We start from the raw sequence: 24700 nt of genomic DNA on the forward strand, positions 1-24700 counted from the left end.
CATGACCGAGATCACCTGCAAGCTGCTCGTCATCGGTGCCGGTCCCGGCGGCTATGTCTGCGCCATCCGCGCCGGCCAGCTCGGCATCGACACCGTCATCGTCGAGAGCGGCAAGCTAGGGGGCAGCTGCCTCAATGTCGGCTGCATCCCCTCCAAGGCGATGATCCATGTCGCCGAGGAGTTCGAGAAAGCCGCTCACGCCGCCGCCGGCAAGACGCCCTTCGGCCTGACCGCCGCCGAGCCCAAGCTCGACCTGAAGCAGGCCGTTGCCTGGAAGGACGGCATCGTCCAGCGCCTCAACAACGGCGTCGCCGGCCTCCTGCGCAAGGCCAAGGTCAAGATCGTTCACGGCCAGGCCCGCTTCCGCGACGGCAAGACCGTCGCCGTCGAGACCGAGACCGGTCCGAAGGTGATCACGGCCGAGACGATCGTGATCGCGACCGGCTCTCATCCGGTCGAGCTGCCCTTCCTGCATTTCGGCGGCAACGTCATCTCCTCGACCGGCGCACTCGCGCTGACCGAATTGCCGAAGCGCCTCGTCGTGGTCGGCGGCGGCTATATCGGGCTCGAGCTCGGCACCGCCTTCGCCAAGCTCGGCAGCAAAGTCACCGTGGTCGAGGCGCAGGAGAAGATCCTGCCGCTCTACGATGCCGAACTGACCACCCCCGTCGCCAAGAGCCTGTCGGCGCTCGGCGTCGAAGTACTGCTCGGCGCCAGGGCGCTCGGCCCGACCGCCAAGGGCGACGGCCTGCGCATCGAGACGGCCGACGGCAAGGAACAGGAGCTGCCGGCCGACAAGATCCTGGTCACGGTCGGCCGTGCGCCTGCGACGAGCAAGCTTGGCCTCGACGAGCTCGTGCTCGACATGGACGGCCGCTTCATCCGGATCGGCGAGCGCTGCGAGACCTCGATGCGCGGCATCTACGCCATCGGCGATGTCACCGGCGAGCCGATGCTGGCCCATCGCGCCATGGCGCAGGGCGAGATGGTCGCCGAGATCGTCGCCGGCGAGCCACGCCTCTGGGACAAGGCCGGCATCGCGGCGATCTGCTTCACCGATCCCGAGATCGTCTCTGTCGGCCTCTCGCCCGCGGAAGCCAAGACTGCCGGCTTCGAGACCAAGACCGGCCAGTTCCCCTTCCAGGCCAACGGGCGCGCCATGACCCGCCATGGTGAGACCGGCTTCGTGCGCGTCGTCGCCCGCGCCGACAACCATCTCGTCCTCGGCATCCAGGCCGTCGGGCAAGGCGTGTCGGAGCTCTCCGCCGCCTTCGGCCTCGCCATCGAGATGGGGGCAAGGCTGGAAGACATCGCTGGCACGATCCACGCCCATCCAACATTGGGCGAAGGCTTCCAGGAATCGGCGCTGAAAGCGCTCGGCCACGCCTTGCACATCTGAGGCGAACGCAGGCCCGGACTCAACCCGGCGAGGGTTGACGCGGGGGCAGAGGCCGCTTCGACTGGCAGGACGGGCCGCAACGGCTCGCACTGACTGCCGGAGCCTTCTGCCGTGACCGAACCCTGCGATCTCAATGCCGTCACCGCCCGCCGCCTGATCGGCGAGAAGAAGCTCTCGGCCACCGAGCTGCTCGAAAGCTGCCTCGCCCAGATCGACGCGGTCGACCCTGCCGTCAACGCCATGGTCGCGCGCGACGACGAGCGAGCGCGAGCGACGGCGAAGGCCGCCGACGCTGCTACCATGCGCGGCGACGAGCTGCCGGCGCTGCACGGCCTGCCGATCGGCATCAAGGATCTCGAGGACGTCGCGGGCCTGCGCACCACCTATGGCAGCCCGCTCTTTGCCGAGCATGTGCCGACAAAGGACCAGGGCATCGTCGCCTCCGTGCGGAAGGCCGGCGCCGTCATCGTCGGCAAGACCAACACCCCTGAATGGGGCGCCGGCGCCAACACCCGTAACGCCGTCTACGGCGTCACCGGCAACCCGTTCGATCCCTCGCGCTCGGCCGCCGGCTCCTCCGGCGGCTCCGGCGTCGCGCTCGCGACCAATATGGTGCCAATCGCCACCGGCTCGGACACCGGCGGCTCGCTGCGCAATCCCGCAGCTTTCAACGGCATCGTCGGCTTCCGGCCGTCGCCGGGGCTGGTGCCGAGCGACAAGCGCGCTCTCGGCTGGAATCCGCTCTCCGTGCTCGGTCCGATGGCGCGCACGGTGCCCGATCTCTGCCTGTTGCTCTCGACCATGGTCAGTGACGACGGGGTCGACCCGCTGGCGACGACGATCCACGGCAAGCAGGTCCGGCGCGCGGAGGACTTCGCCCGGCCGGATCACTGCGATCTCGCTTCGCTCAAGGTGGCGCTCACTCCGGATTTCGGCTTTGCGCCGACCGAGAAGCACATCCGCGAGGTCTTCACCGACAAGATCGGCCGCTTCACTAAGGTCTTCGCCAGCGCCGATGAAGCCACTCCCGATTGCAGCGGGACCGATGAGAGCTTCGAGGTCCTGCGCGCCGTCAACTTCCTCGCCGGGCAATATGAACGCGTCCGCGACACGCCCGATAAGGTCGGCCCCAATGTCCGCGCCAATGTCGAGGAGGGCCTGCGCTATGGCGCGCTCGACATCACCCGGGCGCTGAAGCAGCAGACGGTGCTCTACCATGAGTGGCAGCGCTTCTTCGAGCGCTACGACGTCATCCTCTCGCCGGCGATGACACTCTCGCCGCGACCCTGGTCGGAGCTCTATCCGGCCGAGATCGATGGCAAGCCGACGCGGACCTATTTCCATTGGCTCGCCATGGCTTATGCGGTGACGATCGTCGGCCATCCCGCGATCTCGCTGCCGGTCGGGCTCGACCGCAACGGCATGCCATTCGGCCTGCAGATCGTCGGCCCGCGCGGCGGCGACGCCAAGGTGCTTGCGGTCGCGGCGGCGCTCGAGTCACTCTTGGCGGGCGATCCGCTGACGGCGCGCCCCGTGCCCGACATCGCCAGGCTGAAGGCCGCGCCGAGACTCGCGGACAGCCCGAATTTCCTTGGCTTCGACTAGCCGAAGCACGCAACTTTCCAAGCCACGACAGCAGGACGAACAGAGTTTGTAGCCGCACGATCCAATCAAAAAAGGGGAGAGATCATATGAAGCGTCGTCAGTTCCTGCAGGGCACGGCAGCCGCCGCCCTGTTCGCTCCAACGCTTGCCCGGGAGGCGCTGGCGCAAGCGCCGAGCGCGAGCGTGCTCAAGATGGCACCGCAGGCGAACCTCACCTCGCTCGATCCGATCTGGACGACGGCGACCGTGACCAATAATCACGGCTATTACGTCTATGACACGCTCTATGGCGGCGACCTCGACCTGAAGCCGCAACCGCAAATGGCCGAGGGCCACGAGATCTCGGCCGACGGCAAGGTCTGGAAGATCAAGCTCCGGGAGGGCCTTGCCTTCCATGACGGCCAGCCGGTCAGGTCGGCCGACTGCATCGAGAGCCTGAAGCGCTGGTGCCAGCGCGACCCTTACGGCCAGCTGCTGATCAAGGCGGTCGAAGCCTGGGGCGCGCCGGATGAGCGCACCATCGAGATCAAGTTGACCCGGCCCTTCCCGATGATGCTCGACTGCATGGCCAAGGCCGACAACCCGCCCTTCATCATGCCGGAGCGCCTGGCCAAGACCGAGGCGACCAAGCAGGTCACCGACATGACCGGCTCGGGTCCCTACAAATTCGTCGCCAGCGAATATGTCTCGGGCAGCCGCGTCGTCTACGAGAAGAACGAGGCCTACAAGCCGCGCAGCGAGCCGCCGAGCCGCAATGCCGGCGGCAAAGTAGCGCATTTCAAGCGGATCGAATGGCCGATCCTGCCCGATCCGGCGACCGCCGCCGCCGCGCTGACCAAGGGCGAGATCGACTGGTGGGAGCGCCCGCTCGCCGACCTCCAGCCCTTGCTCGCAAGGAGCCCGGACATCACCCGCGAGGTCATCGACAAGAACGGCCGTGGCTCGATCATGCGGCTGAACCATCTGCAGCCGCCCTTCGACAATCCGAAGGTCCGCGCCGCCGTCCGCCTCGCCGTCAACCAGGAAGACTATATGCGGGCGAGCCAGGGCGACGACACCACCGCCTGGCAGGTCTGCCGGAACCTGTGGTGGCGCGGTACGCCCTACTACACCGGCGAGCTCGAGGATTTGATGCCGCAGAGCGTCGACAAGGCCAAGGCGGCGCTGAAGGACTCCGGTTACAAGGGCGAGAAGGTCGTCATCATCAACCCGACCGACTTCCCCGATATCGGCCCGCTCGGCGACGTCACCTACGAGTTGCTCAAATCAATCGGCATGAATGTCGAGATGGCGGCGAGCGACTGGGGCACGGTGATCCAGCGCCGCAACAGCCGCGAGCCGGTCGAAAAGGGCGGCTGGAGCATCTTCCACACCACCGGCGCGGCCGTCGGCTGGGGCAACCCCGCTTTGTCCAACCTCGTCCGCGGCCCGGGCGACAAGGGCTGGTTCGGCTGGTGGACCAACGCCAAGGCCGAGGAGATGGCCGAGGAATGGCTCTATGCGCCGGATGAGGCGAAGCAGAAGCAGGTCGCCGTCGCGCTCGGGCGCCTGGCGCTGGAGGAATGCGCCACGATCCCGCTGGGCCAGTTCGTGATCAAGACGGCCTATCGCAAGGGCCTGACCGGCATGCTGCCGGGCTCGGCGCCGTATCCCTGGGGGCTGAAGCGGGGGTAGCGCTCCGCCGTCATTCTCGGGCGGCGCACAGCGCCGACCCGAGAATCTCAGGACGAGAAGGCACTGATTTCTGAGATGCTCGGATCAAGCCCGAGCATGACGCACTTGCTACGACGCCGCCACCGCCGCCGACCAGGGAGAGGCGGCGTCGCTGATCCCCTCCTGTTCGCCCTGCCCGGCCCGCACCATGTTCGGGCAGGCGAAGTTGAGCGGCAGCACGCCGTGCTCAACCACCGTCAGCGGGCCGGCCGCTGCCAGCGCATCGAGTGTGCCCTCCGGCAGGCGCGCATCGGCGCTGGTGCCGTCGGGGCCGGAGACGTCGATGCGCGGCTGGTGCGCGGCATCCTCCAGGCTCATGCCGCTGTCGAGGGTGAAAGCCAGCATCTGGTAGACGCTGGCGAGAATCCGCCGCCCGCCCGAGGCGCCGGCGCCATAGCGCGGAAAGCCGCCATCGGCCGGCGTCACCACCACCGGGCACATATTGCACAAGGGGCGAGCGCCTGGCGCGATGGCATTGGCGCTGCCCGGGCGAGGATCGAACCACATCATGCCATTGTTCATCAGCACGCCGGTTTCGGGCAGGACGAGACGACTGCCCATCGAGGAGAGCAGCGTCGTCGTCAGCGCGACGATGGTGCCCTCTCCGTCGACCACGGTGAGATGCGTGGTGCAGGTCTCGCCCGGCTCCTTCGCCGCTTGCGCCGCGCCGAGCCCTTCGAGCCGGCTGGCATAGGCCTCGCGCATCACCTGCGACAGCCTCGCGAACCAGGCCGAATCCGGTCCGCCCTCCGGCGGCGGGCTCGAGGCCATGCCCTCGACCACCGCCTGCAGGGTCGGTGCCGCCGTCAGCCCGCCGGCCGTATGGATGCGGTGCGTGCCGCGCCAGTCGATCACCGGCGCCTCGCGCACGCTCGCCCGGCAATCCGCCAGGTCCTGCGCATCGACCACGCCGCCGGCAGCGGCGATGTCGGCGGCCAGCCTGATGGCAAGGTCGCCGCGATAGAAATCATCGAGTCCGGCGTGGGCGAGATGCTCGAGCGTCGCACCGAGATTGCCGAGCCTCCTGAAGCCCGGCACGCCCTGATAGGGCGGCACCGGCGGCAAACCGTCGGGCAGGTAGATGCGGGCGCTCTCCTCGTAGAGCCTGAGCACCGAGGCCGAGGAAGCGATCTTCAGCGTCGTGTACCAGTCCTGCGCCAGCCCGCGCCGGGCCAATGCGATCGCAGGCTGGAGCAGTTCGGAGACCGGCATGCTCGTCCCGAAAGCCTCTTTGAGCTTGGCGTAGCCGGCGACCGAGGACGGAATGCAGAAGGAGAGCGGGCCGTGGATGTTGCGATCGTCGACCACGCCCGGCCAGGCGAAGAGATCGAGCTTCATCTCGCCGGTGAGCGGATAATCGGCCGGATCGGCGCGGCGCGGCGCGACCGGGCCGAAATCGACGACCTGTGCCCTGCTCTCGCCGGCCTTGAGCACGACGCCGAAGCCGATGCCGCCAAGGCCGCTGTTCCAGGGCTCGACCGCTGCCAGCGCGAAAGCGGCAGCGACCGCGGCATCCGCCGCATTGCCGCCAGCTTCGAGGATTGCCGCGCCGGCCGCCGCCGCCTCATGGTTCTGCGAGACGATGACGCCGCCGCGTCCGCGCGCCGAAGGCTTGGTCAGGCTCCAGTTCTGGGTGCGGTAGGCCTTCGCGCGGCGCGGCTCGGTCGTCATTGGGCAGGATCCGGTCTCGATAGGGACGGGCCCATCGTGGCATGCCCCCATCGGTGCGTCACTTGAGGATGCCTCAAGCCTGCCCCGCGATCCACGCTGGCTCAACTTTTTGATTTTGCGCGAATTCTTTTCGTTCGATCGTGTCCGATCAAACGGAAAGCGCGCTAGTGCGCCTGGCGATCCTCGCCCGGCAGGTGCACCACTGCCTTGATCGGCAGGTGGTCGGAGGCGAGCCGCGACAATGCGGTGTCGTGGAGATCGACCTGCGTGATGGTCTCGGCCGGATAGGCGACGATGCGGTCGAGCGCCCAGATCGGGAAGCGCGCGGGAAAGCTCGGGATCGCCGCCTGCAGCGGCCCGAATTTCGGCGCCAGCCCGTGCAGGCTCGATTTCTTGCCGATCCGCCATTCGTTCAGGTCGCCCATCAGGAAGATCGGGCGGCCGTCGGTCGGTTTCGAGGCGGAGATCAGCGTCTCGACCTGGCGCGAGCGCGAATGGCGCAGCAGGCCAAGATGCGCCGCGACCACCCGGATCGGCGCACCGCAGACGGTGAGATCGACGATCAGCGCGCCGCGCGGCTCGACACCAGGCAGGACGAGCTGCCGGGTCGCGGTGACGGCTCCGTCGCGGAAGAGCACGACGTTGCCATGCCAGCCATGGCCCTGCCAGGCGCTCTGCACCGGCACCGGCTTCAGGCCCGTACGGCGCTCGAGACGCGCCAGATCGAGCAACCCGGAGCGCTCGCCGAAGCGTTGGTCGGCCTCCTGCAGCGCCACGACATCGGCGTCGATCTGGCGGATCACCTCGATGATCCGGTCGGGATCGAAGCGGCGGTCGCGCCCCACGGCCTTGTGGATGTTGTAGGAGGCGATCTTGAGCTCCGCGGCCGGCGAGGCGCTGGCGAGCGCAGGCTGCCCGACGGCTTCGCGCGTCCAGCTCGACATTTGCGGCGGGCGCAGCACCCGGATGCGGCGCAAGCCGCGCCCTTCAAACTCAAGCATCAAGCCGGCATCTCCACGAAGGCTCACTCGCTCCAGAGGCTCTTAGCAAGAGCCTTGCCATGATCAATTCCCGAAAGCGGCAAGGGTTCGATCGGCTCTGAGCGAACGACTTGCGAGGATAGGGGTTATAGGAAAAACGGAGCTCCGGCAGTCGCTGAATGTCATTTCTCGAAGTCTTGATCGCTGCCCTGGCCTTGATCGCGCTGGCCGCCGTCGCAGCCACCTATTCCTATGGCCGCTTCGCCCGCCACACCAGTGCTCCGCCTTCGCATGCACTTCCGCCAGCCGAGGGTGCGACGCCGATCGACCGTGCGCTGGTACCGCTGCTGACTGCTCATCCCGAGCTCAATGGCGTCGCCCTGCTGGCTGATGGTGGGCGGGCCTTCGCTGCGCGGGTTCTTACCGCCCGCAGCGCCGGCCGCAGCCTCGACCTGCAGTATTACTACTGGCGCAAGGATGTCGCGGGCCGCCTGCTCATGCGCGAGATCATCGCCGCCGCCGATCGCGGCGTGCGCGTCCGCTTGCTGATCGACGACATCAACGCCCGCGGCAACGATTCGATCTACCTTGCCCTCGACGCCCATCCCAACATCGAGGTCAGGCTGTTCAACCCGAGCCGGAACCGCTCCAACGGCATCCGCCGCGGCCTGGAACTCGCGTTGCGCGCCTTCCGCGTGACGCGCCGGATGCACAACAAGGCGTGGATCGCCGATGGCCGCCTCGCCATCATCGGCGGCAGGAATATCGGCAACGCCTATTTCAACGCGGCGCAGGCCAGCAACTTCCACGACCTGGACCTGCTCGTCGCCGGCGAGGCGGTCACGCAGGCCGAGACGATCTTCGACGGCTTCTGGAACAGCCCGACCGCAGTCCCGATCGCCTCGCTCAGCCGCCCCATCGCCCGGCGTCTGCCGAGCCTGCCGGTGCCATCGATCGACCGGGACCGCGCCAATGTCGAGGCTCTGCTGCGCCTCGTCGAAAGGCTCGATGCCGCCACGGCCCTGGCCGAGCTGTTGGGCGCGCTGCGCTGGATCAGCCAGGTCCAGATCATCTCCGATCCGCCGGAGAAAGCTGTCGCCGCCGGTAAGCAGGGCTGGCTGGCGCGCCGGCTCTACCGGGCGATCGCCGAGACGCAAAGCGAGCTGCAGATCACCTCGCCATACTTCATCCCCGGCGAGCGCGGCGTGCTGGCGCTCTGCGCTCTCGTCGCACGCGGCGCCGAGGTCACGGTCCTGACCAACTCGCTGGCCGCCACCGATGTCGTCGCCGTCCATGGCGCCTATGCCAGCTATCGCAAACGACTGCTGCGGCAAGGCGTCAGGCTGTTCGAATTGCGCCCGGAACTCAGGCCTGCCGGCGTCTCGCTCTTCGGCTCGAAGGGCGCAAGCCTCCATACCAAGGCCTTCACGGTCGACCGGCACACCGGCTTCATCGGCTCATTCAATTTCGATCCGCGCTCGGCCTCGTTGAACACGGAAATGGGCGTTGTCGTCGTCGACGATGGCCTCGTTGGCGAAATGCGCGACATCTTCGCGCAGCAAACCACGCCGCACTGCTCCTTCAGGCTCGGCCTCGACCATGGCCGTCTCTGTTGGGACGAGGGGTCGCAGCCCGAGGGCCGCTTGTTGCAGGAGCCCGCGGCGGGTTTCGGCCGCCGTCTCACAGCGGCGCTGATCCGCTTCCTGCCGATCGAATCGCAATTGTGAGGAGTCAGGACACGGCGATCTGGTCAGATTCGATCGGCTCCGCCGCAGCAGTATTCCTCACCAGCCGCGGCGCGATCGCATCGAGGAGCGGCAGTGCCGCCGCGCCGAGCGCCGCCGTGAGCTGGCCGGTCGTGCCGCGCTGGAGACGTGGGATGGCACGGCCACCGCGCCTGGCGACGGATAGCGGCAATGGCTCGGCCGCCAAGATCAGCGCATCGATGACGCTATCGGGAAGTCCGCCACCGAGAATGATGGTCTCCGGGTCGAACAGGTTCTCCAGCATGGCGAGCACCGGCGCCAGCAACGGCCCGGCTTGCGCGATCCAGCCGATCAACGCCGGATGCCCCTCTGCATGAAGCCGCGCAATGCCTGCCGCATCGACCTGAGCGATACCGGCCTTGCGCAGCGTCTCCTGCAGGGCCGAGGGCGAGACATAACTTTCGAGACAGCCCTGACGGCCGCAGACGCAAGGCAAGCCCTGCGGCACCGCCGGGACATGGCCGAGCTCGCCGGCATTGCCGAAGGCGCCGCGATAGGGCTCGCCGCCGAGCATCAGCCCGAGCCCAAGGCCGAGCCCGAAATAGACCAGGCAGAAATGCCTGAGATTGCGGCCGAGACCGTAGAGATGCTCGCCGACCGCCGCCGCCGTCGCATCGTTCTCGACCGTCACGGAGGTCGCCAGCGCGGCGCTCATCAGCGCGGTGACGTCGCGTCCCGTCCAGCCAGGCAGCGCCGTCGAGCCGACGGTGATCGTGCCCTCGAAATCGAACGGGCCGGGCATCACGACGCCGCAACCGAGCAGGCGCTCCGGCAGTCCTCGCCCCGCCCGCGCCCGCTTGAGCTCGGCCGCCGCCAGCGCCTGCACGGCTTCGACCGAAAGGTCAGGCAACGGCACGATCCGCTGGGCCCGGATCTCGCCGGTGAGATCGACCAGTACCGTAGTGATATGGTCGGCGGCGATCTCCATGCCGGCTGTCACGCCGCCATCGGCGTTGAGCGCGAATTCGACCGGCGGCTGGCCGCGCGCCGTGCGCCGGCGGCCGAGCTCGACCAGGAAGCCCTCTTCCAGCAATTCGGCGACGATGTTCGAGACCGCCTGTGCCGTCAGCCGGGTCAGATTGGCGATGTCGGAGCGGCCGAGCCGGCCATGCTGGCGCAGCGTCTCCAGCACGACGCGCCGGTTATGGCGGCGTCCGCGTTCGGGATTGGCGCCGAGGGCGACGCTGTGCGCGGCTGGAGGCTTGCGGTGCGGCATCGTGGGTCGGCCCGTCCTGTGTGCACAAGCTGCGATGGCCATTAATCAAACTCAAGTGAATTAATCGATTGACAGCAGGCGGGCGGCGGGAAAAGCATGGCGGCTGAACGTCCGGCAGCCGGGAGCGAGCATGCGGGCGGACGTCGCAACGAGATGGGAGGACAGATCATGCGCGGCTTTCGCGGACTGGTTCTGGGTGTTCTGATGTCGGTCGGCGCCATTGCCGGCGCCCGCGCCCAGGCGGTCGAGATCGAGTACTGGCAATATGTGTTCGACGCCCGGATCAAGGCGATGAACGAGCTGATCAAGCGCTTCGAGGCTGCCAATCCCGGCATCAAGGTCAAGCACACGACCTTCCCCTATGCCGACTACCAGACCAAGATCGCCGCCGCCGTGCCGGCCGGCCAGGGTCCGGACGTGGTCCAGCTCTACTATGGCTGGCTCGACAATTTCGTCGGCGCCAAGTTCATCCAGCCGCTGCCGCGCGACGCCTTCCCACACGACGTGATCGAGAAGGAATTCTACCCGATCGTCCAGACGATGAAGCGCGACGGCGAGTATTACGGCCTGCCGACCGCCGTGCGCACGCTGGCGCTGTTCTACAACAAGAAGCTGTTCCAGGATGCCGGGCTCGACCCGAACAAGCCGCCGCAGACGCTCGACGAGTACCTCGAAGCCGCCAAGAAGACGGTGAAGCGCGACGCCGCCGGCAACATGCTCTCGGCCGGCGCCGTGATCGACATGCCGGGCCAGGACCTGCACTGGTGGCGCGAGGTGCTGCTGCGCCAGATGGGCGGCAAGCCCTATTCCGACGACAACAAGACCGTCGCCTATGACAGCGAGGCCGGCGCCAAGGCGCTGAACTGGTATGCGGACCTGCAGCGCGTCCACAAGGTCGGCCAGGCCGGCTTCATGGACGAGGGCCAGGCCGCCTTCCGCGCCGGTCGCGCCGCGATGACGGTCGATGGCTCCTTCCGTCTCGGCGCCTTCGGCGGCATCAAGAACTTCGAATGGGGTGTCACCGAACTGCCGGCGAGCGCCGACGGCAAGCGCTCGAACTTCGCCAGCTACTGGGTCAACGCCATCACCGCCAAGCCGACCGGCGCCAAGCTCGAAGCCGCCAAGAAGTTCATGGCCTTCACCACCTCGCCGGAAGCGATGCAGGTCTGGCTCGACATGGTCGGCGAACTCCCGGCCCGCAAGGCAGCGGCCGAGACCGAGAAGAACCTTAGCCACCCAATCTATGGCCCCTTCCTCAAGGCGCTGAACTATTCGCAGGCGACGGTCTTCGTCGACGAGCTGGCACAGCGCCAGGTCGGGCTCGACATGGCCAACCGGGTGTTCATCCAGAACCAGGACGCCAAGGCCTCGCTGGCCGAATCCGCCAAGGCCGAACAGGCGATCCTCGACCGCTTCTACAAGAAGTGATCGCGGCTGCCTGAAGCCCAGCACGGCAGGACGCGCCATGACCGCCAATATCCAAGTCGCCCGCTCCGGCGGGCGCCTCTGGCAGGGCCTCACCCTGCAGCAGAAGCAGGTGGTCTGGGCCTGGGGCTTCCTGGCCGTGCCGATCCTGTTCTACGGGCTGATCCGCTTCTACCCGACGGTCGAGGCCTTCGTGATCTCGACCACCAACTGGAACCTGATGAACTCGCCCTCCTTCGTCGGGCTGGCGAACTTCAAGCGGCTGATGGCCGATCCGGTGTTCTGGCAGGTGTTCCGCAACACGTTCCTCTATCTGATCATCGGCACGCCGTTCAGCCTCGTCCTCGCCTTCACCATCGCCTACCATCTCGACCGCGTCCGCTTCATGCACGGCTTCATCCGGGCGCTGTATTTCCTGCCCTTCCTGACCACCGCGACCGCGATGGCCTGGGTCTGGCGCTGGTTCTATCAGCCGGTGCCGATCGGCCTGATCAACGACGTCATCTCCTCCCTCGGCTTCTCCCAGCAGCCCTTCCTGCGCTCAACCACACAGGCATTGCCGGCCGTGCTGGCCCCGGCGATCTGGGCCGGGCTCGGCTTCCAGGTGGTGATCTTCCTCGCCGGCCTGCGCGCCATCCCGACGACCTATTACGAAGCGGCGCGGATCGACGGCGTCTCCGACTTCGCCATCCTCAGAAAGATCACGCTGCCCTTGCTCAAGCCGACGATCATCTTCCTCGTCGTCTTCTCCTCGATCGGCTTCCTGCGCATCTTCGACCAGGTCTACAACATGACCAGCGGCGATCCCGGCGGCCCGCTCAACGCGACCAAGCCGCTGGTGCTGATGATCTATCAGACCGCGTTCTCCTCCTTCGACATGGGCTATGCGGCGGCACAGACGGTCGTGCTCTTCCTCGTCCTGCTCTGCGTCTCGCTGCTGCAATTGCGCCTGCTGAGGGACCGTTGATGACCGGCTCCTCTCTCATGCACCGCTTCGCACCCGGCCGCGTCATCGTCTGGCTGCTGCTGCTCGCCGGCGGCCTGCTGATGCTGACGCCGCTGCTCTTCATGTTCTCGACCTCGCTGAAGGACTCGGCCGATATCTACGATCTCCGGCTGATCCCGGCGGCGCCGACGCTCGACAACTACAAGACCGTGCTCTCGGACGGGCGCTTCCTGCGCTGGTTCTGGAACTCGCTGGCGATCGCCACCATCGTCACCCTGTCGAACGTCTTCTTCGACAGCCTGGTCGGCTACACCCTCGCCAAATTCCAGTTCCGCGGCCGCTATCTCGTCTTCCTGGCGATCCTCTCGACCCTGATGATCCCGACCGAGATGCTGGTCATCCCCTGGTACGTCATGGCCAAGAACTTCGGCTGGCTCGACAGTTACTGGGGCATCATGTTCCCCGGCATGATGACGGCCTTCGGCACCTTCCTGATGAAGCAGTTCTTCGAGACGGTGCCGAACGACTTCCTCGAGGCGGCGCGCGTCGACGGGCTCAACGAGTTCGCGATCTTCTGGCGCATCGCCCTGCCGCTGGTGACGCCGGCGCTGTCGGCGCTGGCGATCTTCACCTTCCTCAGCAACTGGACAGCGTTCATCTGGCCGCTGATCGTCACCACCAGCAAGGAGCTCTACACGCTCCCGGTCGGGCTCGCCTCCTTCGCGGTCGAATCGCAGATCCAATGGGAGCTGATCATGACCGGCGCGGCGCTGGCGACGATCCCGACGCTCACCGTCTTCCTGCTGCTCCAGCGCTACATCGTCCGCGGCGTCGTGCTCGCCGGGCTCAAGGGATAGTTGCGATGACCGCCCACACCGATCCGCGCACCAGCGACAGCTCCGTCTTTCCCGATCCGGTCTACAAGGAGACGGTGCTGCGCCCGCTCTTCGACGCGGTCAGGACGCATCATGTCGAGGGCTTCCGCGCCGTCGACCGCGCCCATCTCGTCATGCTGGCCGAGACCGGCATTCTCTCCCGCGAGACGGCGTCCGGCATCGCCCGCGCCCTGATCGAGATCGAGCGCGAGATCGACCCGGCGACGCTGACCTATACCGGCGAGGTCGAGGATTATTTCTTCCTGGTCGAGTCCGAGCTCCGCAAGCGCCTCAAAGCCGACGACAATGGCCGCCTGCACACCGGCCGCTCGCGCAACGATATCGAGCACACCTTGTTCAAGCTGGCGCTGAAGCCCCGGCTCGACAAGCTCGCCGGCCAGCTGCGCGCCTTGATCGGCGCTGCATTGACGCTGGCAGAGCGCGAGAAGGCGACGCTGATCGTCGCCTATACCCATGGCCAGCCGGCCCAGCCCTCGACCCTCGGCCACTACCTCTCGGCCGCGATCGAAGTGATGCTGCGCGACCACCGGCGCCTGGTGCAGGCGCGCGAACTGCTCGACCTCTGCCCGCTCGGGGCCGCCGCGATCACCACCTCGGGCTTCCCGCTCGACCGCCACCGCACCGCCCATCTGCTCGGCTTCAAGGCGCCCTTGCAGAACTCCTATGGCTGCATCGCCGCGGTCGATTACGTCACCGGCGTCTTCAGCGCGGTCGAGCTGGTCTTCCTGCATCTCGGCCGGCTGATCCAGGACCTGCAGTTCTGGACCGCCTTCGAGGTCGGCCAGGTCTATGTGCCGAATGCTTTCGTGCAGATCTCCTCGATCATGCCGCAGAAGCGCAACCCGGTGCCGATCGAGCATCTGCGCCATCTCGCCTCGCAGACGGTGAGCCGCGCCCGGCTCGTGCGCGACGTCGTCCACAACACCCCGTTCACCGACATGAACGACAGCGAGGGCGAGACGCAGGAAGCCGGCTACCAGAGCTTCGAGAGCGGCGGACGCGTGCTCGACCTGCTGGCAGCACTGCTGCCGGCGCTTTCGGTAGACAGCCGCCGCGTCGCCGAGACCATCCGCCGCTCCTGCATCACCATCACCGAGCTCGCCGACACGCTGGTGCGCAAGGAGGGCCTCTCCTTCCGCGCTGCCCATGAGGTTGCCTCGGCGGTGGCGCGCGCCGTCGTCGCGGGGGATGGCGACCTGCCGCGCGATGGCTACGAGCCCTTCGCCGAGGCCTTCCGCCATGTCGCCGACCGCGAGCCTGGTCTCAGCCGCGAGGATTTCGCCACCGCCGTCTCGCCGGAGAACTTCGTCGCCCTGCGCGAGCGTTTCGGCGGACCGGGGCCGAAGGCGCTGGGCGAAGCCCTTGCCGGCTATCGCGCCGAGCTCGCCTCGGCCGAGGATGCCGCCAGCGCGATCGCCAGCCGCGAGGGCGCTGCGCGCCGCGAACTGGACGCCGCCTTCACCGCTCTTGCAGGAGCCGCCTGATGGCCGGGATCGCGATCGAAAAACTGGTCAAGCGCTATGGCACGACGCAAGTCGTGCACGGCATCGACCTGACGATCGAGGATGGCGAGTTCGTCGTCTTCGTCGGCCCCTCCGGCTGCGGCAAGTCGACGACCTTGCGCATGATCGCCGGGCTCGAGGACATCAACGACGGCACGATCTCGATCGGCGACAGGATCGTGAACCGGCTCGAGCCGAAAGAGCGGAACATCGCGATGGTGTTCCAGAACTACGCGATCTACCCGCATATGAGCGTCGCCGAGAACATCGCCTTCGGCCTCTACACCGCCAAGCTCGACAAGGCCCAGAAGCGCAAGCGCGTCGAGGAGGTCGCCGAGGTGCTCGGCCTGACACCGCTGCTGGAGCGCCGCCCCTCCGCGCTTTCGGGCGGCCAGCGCCAGCGTGTCGCCATCGGCCGCGCCATGGTGCGTGATCCCGCCGTCTTCCTGTTCGACGAGCCGCTCTCCAATCTCGACGCGCAATTGCGGGCGCAGATGCGGCTCGAGATCAAGCGGCTGCATCAGCGGCTCGGTACCACCATCGTCTTCGTCACCCACGACCAGGTCGAGGCGATGACGCTCGCCGACCGGATCGTGGTGATGCGCGACGGCCATATCCTCCAGGTCGGCGCGCCGATGGAGCTCTACGAGAAGCCGGCCGATGTCTTCACCGCGCGCTTCATCGGCTCGCCGACGATGAACGTCGTTCCCGCAAAGGCGACCGCAGAGGCTGGCCGCAGCGCGCTGCAGCTCGGCGAAGCGCCAATCGCCTGGCCTGCGGCGCTGCCGGAGGATGTCCTCGTCGGCGTCCGTCCGCAGGAGCTGCGCGTGCTCGGGCAGGGCGAAGGCGCCGATCTCGTCTTGTCCGGCACGGTCGCCGTGGTCGAGCCGCTCGGCCCGGAGACCTTCGTCCATGTCGAGGCTGAAGGCGGACTGTTGCTCGCCTCGGCCTCGGCCAAGAACCCGCCTGCCGTCGGCAGCGCTGTCAGGCTCGGCTCTCCGGCTTCGGCGCTGCGCCTGTTCGACGCCAAGAGCGAGCGCGCCTTGTGACGTCCCGGCTACCTCGGCCGGATGGGCTCGTGCTCAGCACCGGGCGGCTCTATTGCGATCTCGTCTTCCGCGGGCTGGACGCGATGCCGCGCCTCGGCGAGGAGCGCTTCGCCGAGGATGTCGCGGTCGTGCCGGGTGGCGGCGGCTTCATCACGGCAGCCCATTTCGTCGGGCTCGGCTGCTCCGCCGCTTTGCTGGCGCGCCTTGGCGAAGACCCGTTCTCGCAATCACTCCTGCCGGCGCTCGAAGGCAGCGGTATCGATCTTACCTTTCTGGAGCGTGCGGCCGATGCCGGCCCGCAGCTCACCGTCGCGATGGTGCAGGATGGCGAGCGCGCTTTTCTCTCCCGCCGCGCCGGTCCGGCCCGGCCAGCGACGCTTCCCGCCGCGCTCGGCGATGTCCGTGCCTGCCATCTGCATATCGCCGAGTTCGCGACGCTGGCTGAAATTCCGCGTCTGGTGACCGACGCCAGGCATCACGGCCTCACCGTCTCGCTCGATCCGAGCTGGGACGACGCACTGATCCGCTCGCCGGACCTCGTCGCGCGCTGCACTGGCGTCGACGTTTTCCTGCCGAACGCTGCAGAAGCGCGCGCGATCGCCGCCTGCGACGATCTCGACGCCGCCGGACATAAACTTGCCGGGCACTTTTCGCTGGTGGTGATCAAGGATGGCAGCGCAGGTGCCTGCCTCTACCAGGGCGACGAGTGCATCGCGCTTCCAGCTGCGCCCTGCCCGGCGGTGCTCGACACGACCGGCGCCGGCGATGCCTTCAACGCCGGCTTCCTCTCAGCCTGGCTTGCCGGGAAGGCGCCCGAGCGCGCCCTCGCCGAAGGTATCGCCTGTGGCACACTCTCGGTCCAGAGCATTGGCGGCGCCGGCCGCAAGCTGGACCCGCGCCAGGTCGCCCGCATTGCCGATCAGTTGCTCGAAACCCCGTTGCGTCGCCATGGCTAAGACCCTGCTCACCAGCGAAGCAGCCGAAGCCGCCGCCGTCGCGCGCCGGCAGCTTGCCGAGAACGCGGCGATCATCACCGATCTCGTCCAGCGCCTGCGCATCAAGCGGCCGGCCTTTGTCGCGACCTGCGCCCGCGGTTCCTCTGATCATGCCGCAACCTATGGCAAATACCTGATCGAGCGTGCGCTCGGCCTGCCTGTCGCCTCGCTGGGGCCCAGTCTCGCCTCGGTCTATGGCGGTGAACTCGACCTCTCACGCGCCTTGTTCATCGCCGTTTCGCAATCCGGCCGCAGCCCCGATGCGCTGCTGTTGACCGAGGCGGCCAAGCGGGCTGGTGCACTCGTGATCGGCTTCGTCAACGACGAGGGCTCGCCGCTTGCGGGGATGGTCGACATGCTCGTGCCGCTGCGGGCGGGGCCCGAGCGCAGCGTCGCCGCGACCAAGAGCTTCCTCGCCACCTGCCTCGCCTTTTTGCATCTGACGGCGGAATGGGCCCGGGACGACGCCCTGCGCGCCGCGCTCACGCAGGCGCCCGATGGGCTGGACGCCGCCGGGCGCTGCGATTGGACACCCACTTTGCTGTCCTGGCGCGAGGCTCAGAGCCTCTACGTGATCGGCCGGGGCTTGAGCTTCGGCATCGCCCAGGAAATCGCGCTCAAATTCAAGGAAACCTGCCGCATCCATGCCGAGGCCTTCAGCGCCGCCGAGGTGCTGCATGGACCGCTGGCGCTGGTCGGGCCCGGCTTCCCGGCGCTGGCACTCGACCCGGGCGATGAAGGCAGCGAGAGCGTACGCGCTGCGGCTAAAGCCTTCACCGGCCTCGGCGCCGATCTGCGCTATGCCGGCGGCGACTCCGGGGCTGGAGAGGGCCTGCCTCTGCCGCCAGACCTGCACGCCGCGCTGCTGCCGCTGGCGCAGGTTCGCGCCTTTTACGGAGCGCTTGCGGCGCTTGCACAAAGCCGCGGTCTCGACCCCGACCGTCCGCCCCATCTCTCCAAGGTGACGCGGACGGTGTGAGCCTGCCTCACTTGCCGAGCACGAGGTTCGGCAGCCAGGTCGTCAGCGGCGGCCAGAGCGTGATCGCGGCCAGCACCGCGAGCAGCGGGATCAGCCAGGGCACGATCGCCCGCGACATCGCCTCGAACGAGATCTTGGCGATCTTCGACGTCACGAACAGCACAACCCCGACCGGCGGCGTGATCGTGCCGATCATCAGGTTGAGCACGAAGATCAGGCCGAACTGAATCGGATCGATGCCGAACTGCGCCGCGGCCGGCGTCAGGATCGGGATCAGGATCAGCATCGCCGCCAGCGCTTCCATGAAGCAGCCGACGAAAAGCAACAGCAGGTTGACGATCAGGAGGAACATCAACGGGTTACCGGCGAGATCGACGATCATCGGCCCGACCGTCTGGGGAATGCGCGAAATCGACAGGCACCAGCCGAGCGCCGCCGCCGTCATCACCAGCGCGAGGACGACGCCGGTGGTCTCGACCGTCTGCACCACCAGCTCGGGCAGGTCGTTCAGCGAGAAGCTGCGATAGACGAAGAGGCCAAGCACGATGGCGTAAGCAGTCGCCACTGCCGCCGCCTCCGTCGGCGTGAAGATGCCTGCCATCATCCCGCCGAACAGGATGACTGGAGTCATCAGCGCCCAGTGCGCCTCCTTATAGGCGACCCAGAGCTGCGCCGCGCCGGGGAAGGGGTGGCGCGGCAGGTCGCGCTTTCCGGCGATATAGACCACCATCGCCATCAGCGCGCCCGCCATCAGCAGGCCGGGAATAACGCCGGCGAGGAAGAGCCCGCCGATCGAGACATCGGCCGAGACGCCGTAGATCACCATCGGCAGAGAAGGCGGGATGATCGGCCCGATCGTCGCGGATGCCGCCGTGATCGCGGCCGCCGTCTCGGCGTCGTAGCCCTCGTCCTGCATCGCCTTGATCTCGAGCGTGCCGACGCCGCCGGCATCGGCTACCGCCGAGCCCGACATGCCGGCGAAGATCACGCTGGCGAGGATGTTGGCGTGGCAGAGCCCGCCGCGCAGCCAGCCGACGCAGGCCGTGGCGAAGGCGAAGATCCGGTCGGTAATCCCGGCCGAATTCATGATGTTTCCCATCAGGATGAAGAGGGGCGCCGCCAGCAGCGGGAAGGAATTGGCCGATTGCGCGATCTTCTGCGGCACAATCCCGAGCGGGAAGCCGCCGAAGAAGGCGAAGGCGATCGCCGCCAGCCCCATCGAGACGAAGAGCGGCACACCCATCAGCAGGGCAATGAACCAGACCGGCAGGATTTGCAGCATCAGCGTCGTCATAGCGGCTGCGTCCCCGGCTCGGCGGTTTCGATCTTGCGGCCGGCGAGCACGTCGCCGATCTCGGCCAGCGCCTGCAGGATCAGCGCGAGGCCGGCGAGCGGCATCACCACGTAGAGCGCCGCGCTAGAGACCGGCAGCGCGATCGACTCGACATCCCAGGTCCGCTCGATCAGCCCGAAGGAATAGCGGACCAGGATCGCGGCGAAGAGGATGATCGCGGCTTGCGTCGCAATCTCGAACAGCCGGCCGGCCGATTTCGGCAGGAGGTCGGCGAAGACCGTGATCCGGATATGAGAGCGCCGCCTGGCAGCGATGATCCAGCCGACGAAACCGGTCCAAACCAAGAGGTACTGGGCCAGTTCGTCGGTCCAGGCGAGCGGGGCGTTGAGTTGGCGCGAGGCGACGCCGAGGAGAACCGCGACGAGCAGTGCGAGCAGCAGGCCGACCGCGGCGGCGCGGACGAGACGGTCGGAGAAAGCGACGAGGGATTTCATTGCGATCGGGCCTTGAGCCGCAGGGAACCCCTCTCCTGGAAGGGGAGGGGTAGGGGTGAGGTGTTCGGAGCGGAAACGTTGGCTTGAACCCGACCGCGCGGTGAGCGCTCGCGGAACTGGTCACAGGGCCTACACCTCACCCTGCCCTCTCCTTCCAGGAGAGGGTTCCCCACGCCCATCACGGCTATCGAGCAACCCGTCACAGCGCCGCGAGCGCGTCCCAGGTGCCCTTGCCCCATTTGCTCTCGAACTGCTTCGGCAGAGTGGCGAGCACCGGCTTGCTGAAGCTCTCCAGATCGGGCTCGGTGACGCTCATCCCGGCCGCCTTCAGCGTCGCGACGAGGCTGCCCTCCTGGTTCGCCAGCTCCGCATCCTGCCAGGTTACGCCGTTGGCGATGGCGGTCTCGACGATCGTCCGGTCGGCGTCTTTCAGACCCTTCCAGAACTCCTCGTTGATGACGATGAGGCGCGGCGTGATGATGTGGCCGGTCAGGATCAGGTGCTTCTGCACCTCCTGCAATTTGGCACTGTGGATCGTCGGCAGCGGGTTCTCCTGGCCGTCGACTGCGCCCTGGCTCAGCGCCAGATAGAGTTCGTTGAAGTTGACCGGCGTCGCCTTGGCGCCCCAGGCCTCGACCATGGCGCGGAAGGTGTCGACCGGCGGCACCCGCAGCTTCAGGCCGACCACGTCGGCGGCGCTCTTCACCGCCTTGGAGCCGGTGGTCAGGTGGCGCTTGCCGTAATAGGTCACCGCCGCCATGCGCAAGCCGCGCTTCTTGATGAGGTCGTCGTTCATCTGGGTGAAGACCGGCGCCTTGGCGACCTTGCTCATATGGGCCGGGTCGCGCCAGAGATAGGGCGCCTCGACCACCGAGAGCTGCGGCAGGAAGGAGCCGAGCGCGGCGGCGCCGTCCGTCGTCATGGTCAGTGCGCCCGAGGCGACCGATTCCATCATGTCCTTGCCGGAGCCGAGCTGCCCCGCCGGGAAGGACTGGATATCGACGCGGCCCGAGGTCTTCTCCTTCACCTCCTTGGCGATCCGGTCGACCATCTGCACCTGCGGATGGGTGGTCGGCAGCATCTCGCCCCAGCGCATCACGGTCGCCTGCGCCCGCAGCACAGTCGGCATCGCGATCATGGCACCGCCAGCGGCCGAGCCGGCGAGAAAGGCGCGTTTCGTCAGCTTGGTCATCGTTCTCTCCTCCCTAAGCGGCCGGTTCTCCGGCTCGGTATTCCAGCACCGCCCGTTGTGGGCCGGCGCCCGTTCGCTGGTCAGTAGCTCATCGCCCTCGTCCGGGCGTTGTTGATGTGCGCACTCATCTCCGCTGCAGCCGCCTCCGGATCGCGCGCCTCGATCGCGGCGATGATCTTGAGATGGTCCTGCATCACCGGGATCAGGATGTGGTTCTGGATCCGCGTCTCGTATTGCCGGATCAGCCTGATCTTCAGCCAGGTGACGCGGAAGGCCTGGCTGACGATGTCGTTGTCGAGATGGTCGATGATCATCTCGTGCATCAGCCGGTCGACATCCTCGGCATCCTCGATCAGCGTCTCGTCGCCGCCGGATTCGGCCCGGCGGATGATCGCCTCGTGCCGCTCGCGCTGCTCGGCGATCTCGGCATCGGTCGCGTTCCTGGTATAGGCGGCGGTCGCTTCCTTCTCGAGGAAGAGGCGGAACTGGAAGGCGTTGCGGATCAGGTTGAGGTCGACATGGGCGACCTGCATGCCGCGTTGCGGCACGGTCTTGATCAGCCCCTCCGCCTCAAGCCGCGGGATCAATTCGCGAATCGCCCCGAGCGGGAAGCCCGTCATCGCGACGAGCTCGCGCTGGGTGACGAACTGGCCCGGCCGGATATCGCGCGCGAGCAGCCGCTCGGTGAAGCTGGCATAAGCCCGCTCCCTGAGCTTCAGCGGCTCGCCCTCGCGATCCGGTTCGGACTGGCTCATCGTTCTCTCCCTCAGGCCGCCTTGGCTCGGGTGATCCGGTCGAAGGCGGCGAACAATGCCTTGCGCTGGCCCTCGTCGAGCGCGGTCAGCGGCGCCCGCATCGGGCCGTAGCCGGCATCGCCATGGATATGGCCGACCAGCGCCTTGACCGCAGGCAGCACCGGATAGGAGCAGATCTCGTCGACGAGCGCGTTCACCACCGCATCCTCGGCGCCCTCATAGACGATCGGACGCAAGAGGTGCGGCACGAGATTGGCGGCACCGCAGATCGAACCCTGCGCGCCGGCGCGCACGGCGCGGCCGAGCAGGCGCTCGTCGCCGACGAGGATGGCAAGCTCGCCATGCGCCTTCAGGAAGGCCTCGGTCGTCGGATAGTCGCAGGAGGAATCCTTGACGCCGGTGACGACGCCCGGAAACGCCGTCTTCAGCCGCTCGACCAGCCCGACCGAGATCTCGACCGCCGTCACCGAGGGGATGTGGTAGAGGATGGTGTTGCGGGCGGAGGCGCCGAGCTTCTCGAAGAACTGCGAGAACCAGGCATAGAGTCCCTCGTCGCCGACGCCCTTGAAGTAGAAGGGCGGCGCGACCAGCAGGCCCTTCGCTCCGACGTTCAGCGCGGTCTGCGCCTGGTCGATCGCCTCGTGCAGCGACGACGCGGCGACGCCGGCATAGATCTGCCTGGCCGGATCGATGCCGGCACCGACCAAAGCGCCGAGCATGGCGGTGCGGGCCGGGCCGCCGAGCGCCGCGCCCTCGCCGGTCGTGCCGAACAGCGTGACCGAGTCGCAGCCATGGCTAAGGACATGCCTGGCATGATGGACGAGCCGCGGCAGGTCGACGGCGCCGCCTTCCCGCATCGGCGTGGTGATGGCGCAGGAGAGGCCGAAGCGGTTGGGATTCAGAGCCATTGCGAAGCGTCTTTCCGTGAGATGTTCGATTGGAATGTCGGGGCAATCGGGCGAGGGGCGATGTCAGCCATCCTTGAGCCCTCCGGCGGAGAGGCCGGCGACGATCTGGCGCTGGGCGAGGACGGTCAGCAGCAGCACGGGCAAGGTGACGAGCAGGGCGGCTGCCGCCAGCGGCCCCCAGGAGATCTGCTCGAAGGTCAGCGAGTTGTAGACGGCGGACGGGAGCGTGCGGCTCGCCTTGCCGCCGAGCACGACCGAGAAGATGAAGTTGTTCCAGGAGAAGATGAAGGCGAGGATGCCGCCAACGACGATGCCGGGCCTGGCCAGCGGCAGCGCGACATGGCGGAAGGCCTGCCAGGTCGTGGCGCCGTCGATGCGGGCGGCGTCCTCCAGCTCCATCGGCACGTTCTCGAAATAGCCGATCATGATCCAGACGATGATCGGGATGGTGATGACGAGATGGGTGATCACCAGCGCCGTGATCGTGCCGACCAGCCCGGTGATCTGGAACAGCAGGAAGAGCGGGATCAGGTAGGACAGTGCCGGCGTCATCCGCGCGACCAGGATCAGGATCGCGAATTTGTGGGCCTTGCCGCGCGCGATGCCGTAGCCGGCGGGCACGCCGACCGCGAGGCCGACCAGCACCGCCCCGCCCGTGACCAGGATCGAGTTCCAGAGATAGAGCGCGAAATTGTTCTTCTCGAACACGTCGAGATAGTTCGCGAAAGTCGGCGGGCTCGGGATGAAGACCGGCGGAAAGGCGGTGTTGTCGAGCTCGTTCTTCAGCGACAGCGAGATCATCCAGAGGAAGACCAGCACCGCCGGCGAGACCAGCACGAAGACCGAGGCGTAGAAGCCGAGTTTGGTGGCGAGGCGCTTCATCACGCGTTCCACTTTGACTTCTGGCGCGCGTAGAGCAGCAGCAGCGACAGCATGATGATGATCACGAAGAAGATCACCACGACCGCCGAGGCGTAGCCGATCTTGTAGAACTGGAAGGCCTGCAGATAGAGGAAGATGTTGAGCGTCTCCGACGCCGTCCCCGGCCCGCCCTGGGTGATCACGAAGATCGTGTCGAAGGCCTTCAGCGCATCGATGGTGCGGATCACGATCGCCACCATGATAAAGGGCCAGACCAGCGGCAGCGTGATGTGGCGGAACATGTGCCAGGCATTGGCGCCGTCGATCAGCGCGGATTCGTAAGGTTCGCGCGGCAGCCCGGCCAATCCGCCGAGCACGATCAGCATGACCAGCGGCGTCCAATGCCAGACCTCGACCAGGATCAGCGTCGGGATCACGGTGTTCGGCGAATAGACCCAGGCCTGCGGGCCAATGCCGACCAGCGAGAGCAGATAGTTCAGCACGCCGAGTTGGGGATGGAACATCATCGTCCAGACCAGCGCGACGGCGACCGGCGTCGCCATCATCGGCATGACGAAGATGGTGCGCAGCAGGCCGCGGAACGGGAATTCGCGATGGAAGACCAGCGCCGCGGCCGTGCCGAACAGGATCGGCAGCACGACGGCAAGCACCGTGTAGTACAAGGTGTGCCCCATCGACTCGATGAAGCGCGGGTCACGCAGGAGCTCGACGAAATTCTGCAGGCCGACGAATTCCTGCCCGCCGCCGATCTTCCAGTCCTGCGTCGACATGTAGAGCGTGAACAGCCAGGGGAAGACGATCACGCTGGCGATGATCAGCACCGCCGGCAGCGAGAACAGCCAGTAGCGCGGCGTGAAATCCCGCGAGTCGGCCGCGGGAAGCGGCGTCGGGCTCGCGAGATCGCTGACTGGCAGGGTGGTGCTGGTCATTTGCTGGAACCGTCATGCCCGGGCTTGACCCGAGCATCTCTTTGAAACTGCGAACTGGTCATGAGATGGCCGGGTCAAGCCCGGCCATGACGCGTAACGACGAGC

General features: G+C 67.1%; 21 protein-coding genes. 11 read left to right on the plus strand and 10 right to left on the minus strand.

Going from position 1 to position 24700, the window contains the following annotated elements:
• Position 1 precedes the first annotated feature (1 nt).
• The 3 genes from lpdA (at position 2) to ASE66_RS04900 (ending at position 4677) form a co-directional block, all read left to right on the plus strand.
• A complete protein-coding gene (gene lpdA, locus ASE66_RS04890; protein ID WP_057188403.1) occupies positions 2 to 1399 on the plus strand; it encodes a dihydrolipoyl dehydrogenase in 1398 nt (465 codons plus the stop codon).
• Between the two features lie 111 nt (positions 1400 to 1510).
• A complete protein-coding gene (locus ASE66_RS04895; protein ID WP_057188404.1) occupies positions 1511 to 3004 on the plus strand; it encodes an amidase in 1494 nt (497 codons plus the stop codon).
• Between the two features lie 86 nt (positions 3005 to 3090).
• Positions 3091 to 4677 (plus strand): ABC transporter substrate-binding protein, encoded by a 1587-nt coding sequence (locus tag ASE66_RS04900; RefSeq protein ID WP_057188405.1) that lies wholly within the window; start codon positions 3091 to 3093, stop codon positions 4675 to 4677.
• Between the two features lie 108 nt (positions 4678 to 4785).
• Here ASE66_RS04900 and ASE66_RS04905 read toward each other — a convergent pair whose 3' ends face one another.
• Positions 4786 to 6387, minus strand: a complete 1602-nt coding sequence (locus ASE66_RS04905; RefSeq protein WP_057188406.1) for a gamma-glutamyltransferase — start codon at positions 6385 to 6387, stop codon at positions 4786 to 4788.
• A gap of 164 nt (positions 6388 to 6551) precedes the next feature.
• Positions 6552 to 7388, minus strand: coding sequence for an endonuclease/exonuclease/phosphatase family protein (locus ASE66_RS04910; protein ID WP_244494794.1), 837 nt, complete (start codon positions 7386 to 7388; stop codon positions 6552 to 6554).
• 158 nt (positions 7389 to 7546) lie between these two features.
• On the opposite strand from ASE66_RS04910, the gene ASE66_RS04915 reads away from it, so the two are divergent.
• The gene (locus ASE66_RS04915) at positions 7547 to 9094 is read left to right on the plus strand and encodes a phospholipase D family protein (protein ID WP_057188407.1); all 1548 of its coding nucleotides are present in this window, start codon (positions 7547 to 7549) and stop codon (positions 9092 to 9094) included.
• 4 nt (positions 9095 to 9098) lie between these two features.
• On the opposite strand, the gene ASE66_RS04920 is transcribed toward ASE66_RS04915, so the two are convergent.
• Positions 9099 to 10349, minus strand: a complete 1251-nt coding sequence (locus ASE66_RS04920; protein WP_057188408.1) for an ROK family transcriptional regulator — start codon at positions 10347 to 10349, stop codon at positions 9099 to 9101.
• A gap of 168 nt (positions 10350 to 10517) precedes the next feature.
• On the opposite strand from ASE66_RS04920, the gene ASE66_RS04925 reads away from it, so the two are divergent.
• The 7 genes from ASE66_RS04925 to ASE66_RS04955 all read left to right on the plus strand — a co-directional run bounded on the left by ASE66_RS04925 (position 10518) and on the right by ASE66_RS04955 (position 18141).
• Positions 10518 to 11777, plus strand: a complete 1260-nt coding sequence (locus tag ASE66_RS04925; RefSeq protein ID WP_057188409.1) for an extracellular solute-binding protein — start codon at positions 10518 to 10520, stop codon at positions 11775 to 11777.
• A gap of 37 nt (positions 11778 to 11814) precedes the next feature.
• A complete protein-coding gene (locus ASE66_RS04930; RefSeq protein WP_057188410.1) occupies positions 11815 to 12741 on the plus strand; it encodes a carbohydrate ABC transporter permease in 927 nt (308 codons plus the stop codon).
• Positions 12741 to 13577 (plus strand): carbohydrate ABC transporter permease, encoded by an 837-nt coding sequence (locus ASE66_RS04935; protein WP_057188411.1) that lies wholly within the window; start codon positions 12741 to 12743, stop codon positions 13575 to 13577. The genes ASE66_RS04930 and ASE66_RS04935 overlap by 1 nt, the downstream gene beginning before the upstream one ends.
• A 5-nt stretch (positions 13578 to 13582) precedes the next feature.
• A complete protein-coding gene (locus ASE66_RS04940) occupies positions 13583 to 15100 on the plus strand; it encodes an argininosuccinate lyase (protein ID WP_057188412.1) in 1518 nt (505 codons plus the stop codon).
• Positions 15100 to 16167: an ABC transporter ATP-binding protein gene (locus ASE66_RS04945; protein ID WP_057188413.1), complete on the plus strand. Its 1068-nt coding sequence runs from the start codon at positions 15100 to 15102 to the stop codon at positions 16165 to 16167. Before ASE66_RS04940 ends, ASE66_RS04945 begins: the two co-directional genes overlap by 1 nt.
• 83 nt (positions 16168 to 16250) lie before the next feature.
• Positions 16251 to 17123 (plus strand): carbohydrate kinase family protein, encoded by an 873-nt coding sequence (locus ASE66_RS04950; protein ID WP_082613242.1) that lies wholly within the window; start codon positions 16251 to 16253, stop codon positions 17121 to 17123.
• Positions 17116 to 18141, plus strand: coding sequence for an SIS domain-containing protein (locus ASE66_RS04955; RefSeq protein ID WP_057188415.1), 1026 nt, complete (start codon positions 17116 to 17118; stop codon positions 18139 to 18141). The genes ASE66_RS04950 and ASE66_RS04955 overlap by 8 nt, the downstream gene beginning before the upstream one ends.
• Positions 18142 to 18148: 7 nt before the next feature.
• Here ASE66_RS04955 and ASE66_RS04960 read toward each other — a convergent pair whose 3' ends face one another.
• The 7 genes from ASE66_RS04960 to ASE66_RS04990 all read right to left on the minus strand — a co-directional run bounded on the left by ASE66_RS04960 (position 18149) and on the right by ASE66_RS04990 (position 24595).
• Positions 18149 to 19435, minus strand: coding sequence for a TRAP transporter large permease (locus tag ASE66_RS04960; RefSeq protein WP_057188416.1), 1287 nt, complete (start codon positions 19433 to 19435; stop codon positions 18149 to 18151).
• Positions 19432 to 19929, minus strand: coding sequence for a TRAP transporter small permease (locus tag ASE66_RS04965; RefSeq protein ID WP_057188417.1), 498 nt, complete (start codon positions 19927 to 19929; stop codon positions 19432 to 19434). The genes ASE66_RS04960 and ASE66_RS04965 overlap by 4 nt, the downstream gene beginning before the upstream one ends.
• Positions 19930 to 20128: 199 nt before the next feature.
• Positions 20129 to 21121 (minus strand): sialic acid TRAP transporter substrate-binding protein SiaP, encoded by a 993-nt coding sequence (locus tag ASE66_RS04970; RefSeq protein WP_057188418.1) that lies wholly within the window; start codon positions 21119 to 21121, stop codon positions 20129 to 20131.
• 80 nt (positions 21122 to 21201) lie between these two features.
• Entirely contained in the window at positions 21202 to 21876 is a 675-nt protein-coding gene (locus ASE66_RS04975; protein WP_057188419.1) for a GntR family transcriptional regulator, read from the minus strand.
• Positions 21877 to 21887: 11 nt separating this feature from the next.
• Entirely contained in the window at positions 21888 to 22784 is an 897-nt protein-coding gene (locus tag ASE66_RS04980) for a dihydrodipicolinate synthase family protein (protein ID WP_057188420.1), read from the minus strand.
• Between the two features lie 63 nt (positions 22785 to 22847).
• Positions 22848 to 23666 carry a carbohydrate ABC transporter permease gene (locus ASE66_RS04985; protein WP_057188421.1) on the minus strand — a complete coding sequence of 273 codons (819 nt, stop codon included), beginning with the start codon at positions 23664 to 23666 and terminating at the stop codon, positions 22848 to 22850.
• Entirely contained in the window at positions 23666 to 24595 is a 930-nt protein-coding gene (locus tag ASE66_RS04990; RefSeq protein WP_057188422.1) for a carbohydrate ABC transporter permease, read from the minus strand. The genes ASE66_RS04985 and ASE66_RS04990 overlap by 1 nt, the downstream gene beginning before the upstream one ends.
• Positions 24596 to 24700 lie beyond the last annotated feature (105 nt).

This window comes from Allobosea sp. Root483D1 (genome assembly GCF_001429505.1).
Lineage (GTDB): Bacteria > Pseudomonadota > Alphaproteobacteria > Rhizobiales > Beijerinckiaceae > Allobosea.